This window comes from Actinosynnema sp. (assembly GCF_052038725.1).
The window spans coordinates 1-6,753 of the sequence record NZ_JBQGCX010000339.1 but is presented as its reverse complement, the minus strand read 5'-3'; the positions used below and the strand labels follow the sequence as shown (position 1 = coordinate 6,753).

Genomic DNA, 6,753 nt, shown 5'->3' with positions numbered 1-6,753 from the left:
GTCGGTGGCGGTGGCCTGGCCGGTGACGGCCCAGTCCGGGAACCCGCCGTAGAGCGCGTGGTACATCCCGGTCTGCCCGCCCTGCTCGCCCGCGGCCTCGGCGGCGCGGGCGGCGAGCGGGGCCAGCGGGTGGACGTCGAGCGGGAAGTTGCGGGTGGCGAAGGTGATCCGGCCCCGGTAGTCCTCCTCCAGCTGCTTGGTGATGCCGGAGTAGTAGGACGCGCAGGCGGGGCACTGGTAGTCGAGGAACTCCACCAGGGTCACCCGGTTACCCTCCACCGCGGACAGCGTGTGCGCGTCGGCGGGCAGCAGCCTGGACTGGTCGGCGCTCCCGCCGGAGGAGCGGTTGACCACCAAAACGCCGCCGATCACCAGGACCGCGACGAGCGCGACGACCCCGGTGAGGACGGCGTTGAGCGAGGGTCCGCGCCCGGTGGTGACGGGGTTGGACCTGCGCGGCTGTGGCGTTCGTGACATCGGGTTCGCCTCCGGTCGTTCGGACGGGCTGTTCGCCCAGTTGGTCGGTGGGAGCGTGGGGAAGTTCCGGGAAGTGCCCGGAACTTTCCGAGCCGTCTGGACGACCGGTGGGACATGAGGGTTGACAGGGCCGCCGCGCTGGCAGGCGGTCTGGCGGTGCTGTGCGTCACGGCCGTGGTGCTGGCCGCCGGGGACGTGCACGGGGTGCTGGGCGACCGCGATCCGGGCCGGGTGGCCGGGTGGCTGCTCGGGGTGGTGCGGCTGGTCGCGGACGGCGCGGGGTCGGTGACGGCGGGCGCGCTGGCGTTCGCGGCGTTCGTGGCGCCGGGCAGGCGGGACGGGAAGCTGACCGCCGACGCGTACGCGGCGCTGCGGCTGGCGGCGCTGGCGTCCCCGGTGTGGCTGGTGGCGGCGCTGGCCGCGGTGCCGCTGGCGGCCGGTGACGCCTCGGGGCAGCCGCAGTCGGTGGTGTGGGCCAACCTCGCGGGGCTGGTCGACGCGACCGACGAGCCGAAGGCGTGGCTGGTGACGGCGGTGGTGGTGGCGGTCGTGGTGTGGGGCACGCGGGTGACGCTGACCTGGCCGACGACGGTGACCTGGCTGGCGCTGTCGGTGCTGGCGCTGCTGCCGCCGGTGGTGATGGGGCACGTGTCGGGGGGCGCGTGGCACGACGTGGCGACGAACGCGGTGCTGTGGCACGTCCCGGCGGCGGCCGTGTGGGTGGGGTCGCTGGTGGCGCTGCGCTCGTTCCTGTGGCGCGGCGGGCCGGACCGCGAGCGGGTGCTGGGCCGGTGCCGGCGGGTGACGGCGGTGTGCCTGGTCGTGGTGGCGCTGAGCGGGTCGGTCGCGGGGCTGGCGCTGGCGACGCCGTCCGGGCTGCTGTCCGGGTTCGGGGCGCTGCTGGGCTTGAAGCTGTTGGTGTGCGCGCTGGTGCTGGGCTCGCGCGGCCGGGTGGCAGGCACGCGGTGGGGCGCGCGGTGGCCGCTGGCCGTCGAGGTGGTGGCGCTGGGCGTGGCCATGGGCGCCTCGGCGGGGCTGGCGCACCTGGTGCCGCCGCGGTGGACGTCGACGCGGCCGTCGGCGCAGGAGACCGTGCTGGGGTACGAGCTCCCTGCGGGGCCGGGGTTCTCCGAGATCGTGGTGGGCTGGCGGTTCGACCTGGTGATCGGGTTGGGCGCGGTGCTGGCGGCGCTGCTCTACCTGCGCGGGGTGCGGGTGCTGCGGCGGCGCGGGGACGCGTGGCCCGCGCACCGGGTCGCGGCGTGGCTGGGCGGGTGCCTGGTGCTGCTGCTGGCGACCTCGTCCGGGGTCGGCCGGTACGCGCCCGCGATGTTCAGCGCGCACATGGTGGCGCACATGTCGTTGAACATGCTGGCCCCGGTGCTGCTGGTGCTGGGCGGTCCGGTGACGCTGGCGCTGCGCGCGCTGCCGCCGGGGCCGCGCGCGTGGGTGGTGGCGCTGCTGCACTGCCGGTGGACGCGGATCGTCTCGCACCCCGCGTTCGCGGCGGTCGTGTTCGTCGCCTCGTTCTACGCGCTGTACTTCTCGCCGCTGTTCGGCGAGGCCGTGGGGCGGCACTGGGCGCACGTGCTGATGAACGTCCACTTCCTGATGACCGGGTACGTCTTCTACTGGCTGGTGATCGGCGTCGACCGGCCGCCGAGGCCGCTGCCGCACCTGGCGCGGCTGGGGATGCTGTTCGCGGTGATGCCGTTCCACGCGTTCTTCGGCGTGATCCTGATGAACGGTCAGTCGGTGATCGCCGAGGCGCACTACCGGGAGGTGGCGCTGTCCTGGTTGCCGGACCTGATGGCGGACCAGCGGCTCGGCGGCGGGATCGCCTGGGCCACCGGGGAGATCCCGATGCTGGTGGTGGTGATCGCGCTGATGGCGCAGTGGGCGGCGGCCGACCGCAAGGAGGCGGTGCGGATGGACCGGCGCGACGACAACGACGAGGACGAGCGGCTGGCCGCGTACAACGCGATGCTGGCGGAGCTGTCCGAGCGGCGTTGAGGCACGACCGCGCCGGGGTCGGTCCGGCGCGCTTTTCCGCGGGGACTTCGAGGAAGCAGTGATGAGCGCAGCGGTGGCGGTGGCGGGCGGGCCGGTGGAGCTGGCGGTGTCCGGGATGACGTGCGCGGCGTGCGCGACGCGCGTGGAGCGCAAGCTGAACAAGCTGGACGGCGTGCGGGCGTCGGTGAACTACGCGACCGAGCGGGCGGTGGTGCACCTGCCCGAGGGGATGGACGCGCGGGACGCGGTGGAGGTCGTGCGCAAGGCCGGGTACGACGCGCGGGTGCGGCGGCGGGCCGAGGACGACCGGGCCGGGCACACGGCGGCGGTGAACGACCTGCGGCGCAGGCTCGTGGTGGCGGCGGTGCTGGCGATCCCGCTGGGGAACCTGTCGATCAGCCTGGCGCTGGCGCCGTCGCTGCGGTTCACCGGGTGGGAGGCGCTGTGCGCGCTGCTGGCGGTGCCGGTGGTGTTCTACTCGGCGTGGCCGTTCCACCGGGCGGCGGCGCGGACGTTGCGGCACGGGTCGTCGAGCATGGACACGCTGGTGTCGATCGGGGTGCTGGCGTCGTTCGGGTGGGCGGTGTGGTCGATGCTGGCCGGGTCGTCGGGGCCGGGCTACTGGCTCGGGTTCGGGGTGACCGACGGCGGCGCGGACGCGGTGTACCTGGACGTGGCGGCCGGGGTGACCACCTTCCTCCTGGCGGGGCGGTACTTCGAGACGCGGTCGCGGCGCAACGCGGTGGGGTTGCTGACGGCGTTGGCGGACCTGGCGGCGAAGGACGCGCGGGTGCTGCGGGACGGGGTGGAGCACGCGGTGCCCGCGGCGCTGCTGGAGGTGGGCGAGCTGTTCGTCGTGCGCCCCGGTGAGGCGCTGCCCGCGGACGGGGTCGTGGTCGAGGGTGCGTCCGCTGTGGACGCTTCGGCGATGACCGGCGAGTCGGCGCCGGTGGAGGTGGCCGAGGGGTCGCGGGTGGTCGGCGGGACGGTGAACCGGACCGGGCGGGTCGTGGTGCGGGCCACCGAGGTCGGGGCGAACACGCAGCTGGCGCAGATGAGCGCGCTGGCCGAGCAGGCGGCGCAGCGCAAGGCCGGGGTGCAGCGGCTGGTGGACCGGGTGTGCGCGGTGTTCGTGCCGGTGGTGCTGGTGATCTCGCTGGCGACCCTGCTGGGCTGGTTGGCGACCGGGCACACCGCGCGCGAGGCGTTCACGTCGGCGGTGGCGGTGCTGATCATCGCGTGCCCGTGCGCGCTGGGGCTGGCGACGCCGACCGCGCTGATGGTCGGGGTGGCGCGGGCGGCCGGGCTGGGGGTGCTGGTGAAGGGGCCTCGGGCGCTGGAGGCGACGCGGGCGGTGGACACCGTGGTGCTGGACAAGACCGGGACGGTGACGACGGGGCGGATGTCGGTGGTGGCGTCGGTCGGGTTCGGCGGGGCGTCGCCGGGTGAGGCGCTGCGGTGGGCCGGGGCGGTGGAGTCGGCGTCGGAGCACCCGATCGCGGTGGCGATCGCGGCGGGTGGGGGTTTTCCCGCGGTGCGGGGGTTCGAGGCGCTGGTGGGGGCGGGCGCGCGCGGCGAGGTGGAGGGCGCGGAGGTGGTCGTCGGGTCGGCGGCGCTGATGGCCGAGCTGGGTGTGAGCGTGCCGGAGCGGGCGGGGGCGTGGCTCGCCTCGCTGGGGGCGGCGACCGGGGTGCTGGTGGCCAGGGGCGGTGGGTTGGTCGGCGGGATCGCGGTGCGCGACTCGGTGCGGCCGTCGGCGGCGTCGGCGGTGGAGCGGTTGCACCGCATGGGTTTGCGGACCGTGCTGCTCACCGGGGACGGCGCCGCCGCGGCGCGGGCGGTGGCCGAGGAGATCGGGGTGCGGGAGGTGCGCGCCGAGGTGCGGCCGGCCGACAAGGCGGCCGTGGTGGAGGAGCTGCGGGCGGCCGGGAGGCGGGTGGCGGTGGTCGGCGACGGCGTGAACGACGGTCCGGCGCGGGCGTCGGCGGACCTGGGCATGGCGGTGGCGCGCGGCAGCGACGTGGCGGCGCAGGCGTCGGACGTGGTGCTGGTGCGGGAGGACCTGCACGCCGTGCCGGACGCGATCGAGCTGGCGGCGCGCACGCTGTCGACCATCCGGGGGAACCTGGTGTGGGCGTTCGGGTACAACGCGGCGGCGATCCCGCTGGCCGCGCTGGGGTTGCTGAACCCGCTGATCGCGGCGGCGGCGATGTCGCTGTCGTCGGTGCTGGTGGTGACGAACAGCCTGCGGTTGCGGAACTTCCGACCGGGGACCCGTTGAGCTCCGCTGTGGACCAGGTCACAGCGGGCCAGCTCGGCCGCGGGCCGTGCCGCCTTCCCGGTGCGATCGACCCGGCCAGGCAGGATCAGCGCGGTGGTCGGCGGGGTCGCGGTCAGCGCGCTCACGACGGCCGACGGCCGGGCGGGCGTGCAGCCGGTTCAGGTGGCTGGCCTGAACGACGACGGCAAGCAGGAGGTCGCGAGCGCGGTGCAGGCGGGCTTCGGCGGGAAGTACGACGGGACGGTCACCGGATTCCTCGGAGTCTGGTCACCCGACGACATCGACGTGGAAGCTGTCGCGTTCGAGGATGTGGGCCACGGCGCACCAGACGCCCAGCGCCCGGCCCGCCGCGCGGTTCCGGCTCCGGTCCAGGGGCGTCGACGAGAACGAGATCGCGTGCCGCCCCCGTTCCACGGGTTGTAGGCCGCATCGCCAGCAGCCGGTTCGCCTCGTACCGGTCGTCGCGGCGGACGCCCAGCTCCGGCACGATCCTGGACAGCGTGCGCCCGGACGCCTCGGCGCCGGGGATGATCTTGCCGGTGCCGCCGGGCCTGGTGCTCTGCGGGGACGTCTGCGCCAGGTGGATGTGGTCCGCGACGGCCCTCACGGGTGATCCAGGCGCCTTGGAGCAGGTCAGCACCGCGTCGACGTCGGTGAAGGTGCAGGCGCCGTTGTCGCGGCGCTGGGTGTCGACGTTGTAAGTGGAGGTGTCGCAGCAGGTCTTGTGGTCGAGCCGTCCAGCGGGACGCGGTCCACGCGCAGCCGGATCGGGGTGCTGTCCGGTGCGGGCTCCGGACGGACTTCTGGCCGGTGGTGGTGCGGGACTCGATCAGGGTGCGGGCCTGGTCGGGGGCGCCTGCGTCGGCCAGTGCGGTTGCCTGGACGCAACGGAGTTCCGCGCGGCTGATCCGGGTCCGCCGATGCGGCCCTGACCTCGTGGTGGATCTCCTCGGCCTCCTCGGCCCGGCCCACCGAGGCCATCGCGGTGCTGGCGCCCTCGGTGAAGTGCCACCACAGCCCTGGATCCGACTCGCGGTCCGCGGCGACCCTCCCCCTGACGCCGAAGTCCACCGCAGCCTGGTGCAGGCCCGCCTTGTGGCAGTGGTCCACCGCGGCAGGGGCTTCGCCGACCTGGCGACCAGCTCCGCCCTGCGGGCGTCGTGCAGGGCGGCGCGTTCCGCTGGCGGGAGGGCTTGGTAGTCGGCCGGGGAACGCGGGTCGTCCTCGACGCCGTCGCTGTCCACGCAGGACAGGTAAGGGGCACCGGGGACGGGTGGAGCGTCCAGCGGAGTGGTGCGGGTGGGGAGGATCTCCTTGAGGGACGGGGAGAGCTCCCCTTCGGGTTCGCCGATCAACGCGGCACGGACGGAGCCGAGCGTGGCCTGCGAGTTCGCGGCGCACGACCACCGGCTGTCACCTCGCCGGTGGTCGTGCCGGAGCGCGCGGGGGTTCGGGGTGGAAGATCGCTGAAAAGTTTTCCGGATTGACGACAGGCGGAGCTCACCATCGCTGTTGAGGGGTCTTGGCGCTCCGACAGAGGACCCCTTTGACCGCACTGGCGAGTTCCGAGTGGCGGAAACGGCGCTTTTGCCTCAGAACGCGACGCGGCGAACGGACTCCGGGTGCAGGACGAGGCGGTCCCAGTCCTGGGTGTGGATCTCGGCGAGATCGGATTCGCGGGTCGGGTCGGACAGGTCCCAGTAGCGGGTGGCCATGCGGGCGTAGAGGTCGCGGCCCGCGTTCGGCTCGATCGTGACGTGGCCGGTGACCTCGACCCAGCGCTCGCGCTCCTCGACGGGGGCGGCGACGATCAGCGAGGCGCGGGGGTCGCGGCGCAGGCGGCGGACCTTCAGGGCGTCCGGGGCGCTGATGAACTGGACCAGGCCGTCGTCGGTGAGGTCGAACCAGCTCGGGCGCGCCTGGGGCGGGGGCGGGCCCGCGGCGGGGGTGAGGAAGCCGTGGAGGGGGCGGGTGAGGAGCTC

The 6,753-nt window shown here is 74.6% G+C and carries 6 protein-coding genes; 4 read left to right on the top strand and 2 right to left on the bottom strand.

What is annotated here, in order from left to right:
- A partial coding sequence (locus ACTUAL_RS06745; protein ID WP_440899644.1) for a DsbA family protein occupies positions 1-477 on the bottom strand: 477 nt, incomplete at its 3' end.
- Positions 478-591: 114 nt separating this feature from the next.
- Here ACTUAL_RS06745 and ACTUAL_RS06740 point away from each other — a divergent pair.
- The 4 genes from ACTUAL_RS06740 (at position 592) to ACTUAL_RS06725 (ending at position 5,472) form a co-directional block, all read left to right on the top strand.
- Entirely contained in the window at positions 592-2,490 is a 1,899-nt protein-coding gene (locus tag ACTUAL_RS06740) for a cytochrome c oxidase assembly protein (RefSeq protein ID WP_440899643.1), read from the top strand.
- A 61-nt stretch (positions 2,491-2,551) separates the two neighbouring features.
- On the top strand, positions 2,552-4,771 hold the full coding sequence (locus ACTUAL_RS06735; RefSeq protein WP_440899642.1) for a heavy metal translocating P-type ATPase: 2,220 nt from the start codon (positions 2,552-2,554) through the stop codon (positions 4,769-4,771).
- Between the two features lie 93 nt (positions 4,772-4,864).
- Complete coding sequence (locus ACTUAL_RS06730; protein ID WP_440899641.1) at positions 4,865-5,194, top strand: hypothetical protein; 330 nt, start codon at positions 4,865-4,867, stop codon at positions 5,192-5,194.
- A gap of 77 nt (positions 5,195-5,271) precedes the next feature.
- Positions 5,272-5,472 carry a hypothetical protein gene (locus tag ACTUAL_RS06725; RefSeq protein ID WP_440899640.1) on the top strand — a complete coding sequence of 67 codons (201 nt, stop codon included), beginning with the start codon at positions 5,272-5,274 and terminating at the stop codon, positions 5,470-5,472.
- 891 nt (positions 5,473-6,363) lie between these two features.
- Here ACTUAL_RS06725 and ACTUAL_RS06720 read toward each other — a convergent pair.
- On the bottom strand, positions 6,364-6,753 hold a 390-nt coding region (locus tag ACTUAL_RS06720), incomplete at its 5' end, for a pyridoxamine 5'-phosphate oxidase family protein (RefSeq protein WP_440899639.1).

Excerpts from the sequence above, each read along its gene's own strand:
- ACTUAL_RS06740 (WP_440899643.1), top strand. The coding sequence starts at position 592 with ATGAGGGTTGACAGGGCCGCCGCGCTGGCAGGCGGTCTGGCGGTGCTG.
- ACTUAL_RS06735 (WP_440899642.1), top strand. The coding sequence starts at position 2,552 with ATGAGCGCAGCGGTGGCGGTGGCGGGCGGGCCGGTGGAGCTGGCGGTG.